The organism is Dendronalium phyllosphericum CENA369, from assembly GCF_016056275.1.
GTDB classification, from domain to species: Bacteria; Cyanobacteriota; Cyanobacteriia; order Cyanobacteriales; family Nostocaceae; genus Dendronalium; species Dendronalium phyllosphericum.
Genome location: NZ_JAECZA010000163.1, coordinates 1 through 2,674, shown reverse-complemented (window position 1 = coordinate 2,674; position 2,674 = coordinate 1). Strand labels below are relative to the sequence as shown.

Here is a 2,674-nt window from a genome sequence, read left to right as displayed (position 1 = left end):
CGTATTTTGAATTGGGGACTGGGGATTGGGAAATTAGGAAGTGGGTTGGTTCCTATTGGTCGTCCATTTGCGAACACGCAAGTTTATATTTTAGATCGATATCTGCAATTAGTTCCCATTGGGGTTGCGGGTGAATTATATATTGGTGGTGCTGGTTTGGCTCAAGGTTATTTAAATCGTCCTGATTTAACCAAAGAAAAATTTATCCCTAATCCCTTCTACCCCCACACCCCTACACCCCCACACCCTTACACCCCTATCTTCTACAAAACAGGAGATTTAGCGCGTTATCTTCCTGACGGTAATATTGAACTACTCGGTCGAATTGACGATCAAGTGAAGATTCGGGGTTTCCGAATTGAACTAGGGGAAATTGAAGCTGTTTTGAGTAGTCATCCCCAAGTTCAAGCAGCAGTGGTGATGGTTCGAGAACTACAAACTGACAATAAATCTATAGTTGCATATATTGTTTCTGGACAACAATCATTAACAACTAGTGAATTGCGTAACTTTCTCAAACAGAAGTTACCTGATTATATGATTCCCAGTGCGATCGCCATTCTGGAAACTTTACCTTTAACCCCCAACGGTAAAGTAGATCGGCGTGCTTTACCAATTCCAGATATGGAACAGAATCGACAAGTAAACTTTGTTCCACCGCGCACCGCAACCGAAGAAGCGATCGCTAATATTATCGCTGCTGTTTTGGGACTCACACAAGTAGGCATTCACGATAACTTTTTTGAATTGGGGGGACATTCCCTACTGGCGACTCAAGTTATTGCTCGATTACAACAAACCTTCAATATTGAGTTACCGCTACGCTCTTTGTTAACATCTCCCACGGTGGCTGGATTGAGTGAAGCACTGACATCTTTCACACAGACAGAATCTTCAGTTGATTTACCAATAATTGTCCCAAATCCACAACAGCTATATCAACCTTTTCCCCTCACCGATATTCAACAAGCTTATTGGTTAGGACGCAATGAAGCTTTTGAATTGGGGAATATTGCTGCTCATGGTTATTTAGAATTAGATTGCGATCGCCTAGATTTAACAAGATTAAATCAAGCTTGGCAAAAACTCATCCTACGTCACGATATGCTCCGCGCTGTTATCTTACCAGATGGTCAACAGCAAATTCTCCCAACAGTACCGGCTTATGAAATCGAAGTTTTGGATTTGCAAGATTTAGAGGTGATGCGCGAGCAGATGTCCCATGAAGTCTTACCTGCGGATCAATGGCCTTTATTTAGAATTCGAGCTACACCCATAGATGAACAGCGTACCAGACTCCACCTGAGTTTTGATGCTTTGATTGCTGATGCTTGGAGTGTGTTTATGCTGATGCGGGAGTGGTTAGATTTATATAATAATTCTGAGTTTGTATTACCACCCTTAGAACTTTCCTTCCGCGATTATGTGCTTGGGGAATCAACTTTAAAAAATACACCCCAATATCAACGTTCTCAAGAATATTGGTTTAACCGACTAGATACCTTACCACCAGCACCAGAATTACCCCTAGCGAAAAATCCTAATTCCATTACCAATCCTCGGTTTCAACGTCGCAGTTCTCAACTGTCTCCAGAACAATGGCGCAAATTACAAAATCGCGCTCAACAATTTAACTTAACTCCTTCTGGAGTTTTACTGGCTGCTTTTGCAGAAATCCTCAGTCAATGGAGCAAAAATCCTAAGTTTACGATTAATCTCACACTGTTTAAGCGTTTACCTTTACATCCCCAAGTCAATGAGATTGTCGGAGACTTTACATCTTTGACACTTTTGGAAGTCGATCGCTCAGTTCCTCAAAGCTTTAGCAACCACGCTCAACAATTACAGCAACAACTGTGGCAAGATTTAGATAACGGTTATGTTAGTGGTTTGCAGGTACAACGAGAACTTAGCCGTCAACGCCAAAGTTACCAATTTATGCCAGTGGTATTTACTAGTACACTGGGTTTAGAATCACTTGGTCAGGATACATCAATATTAAGTCAGTTAGGCGAACTCGTTTACAGTATCAGTCAAACCCCGCAAGTTTGGTTAGATAATCAACTGAGAGAGCAAAATGGGACTTTAATATTTAACTGGGATGCGGTGGAAGAACTTTTCCCCCCAGGTTTGCTGGATGAGATGTTTGCTGCTTACTGCGATTTGCTCCAACGACTAATTACCTCAGATGCTATTTGGAGCGAAAGTCAGGGAGAATTACAACAACCTACACTTGCAAATTATCCCACCGCACCCATTTCTGAGGAAACTTTGCACAGTTTGTTTATTAAGCAAGTGCAAATCCAAGCTGATTCTCCAGCAGTCATCACCCCAGAGCGTACCCTAACTTATCAGGAATTATACCAACACGCTCTGCAATTGGCATCTCAACTGCGAAAAATGGGAGCAACCAGCAACAATGCAATCGCCATTGTCATGAAAAAAGGTTGGGAGCAAATTGTTGCTGTACTAGGAATTTTAATCGCTGGTGCGGCTTATCTCCCCATCGATCCCGAATTACCACCAGAACGACAAACATACTTACTCGAACAAAGCCAAGCAAAAATCGTTCTGACTCAATCTTGGTTAGATAATTCTTTAGAACGCTCAGAAAATCTGACTCGTATTTACATTGATTCTCTCACACCCCTACACCCCTACACCCCTACACCTG

The 2,674-nt window shown here is 42.0% G+C and carries 1 protein-coding gene; it reads left to right on the top strand.

Annotation, left to right across the window (positions count from 1 at the left end; genetic code table 11):
- On the top strand, positions 1-2,674 hold a 2,674-nt coding region (locus tag I8752_RS21810; RefSeq protein ID WP_214434374.1), incomplete at both ends, for a condensation domain-containing protein.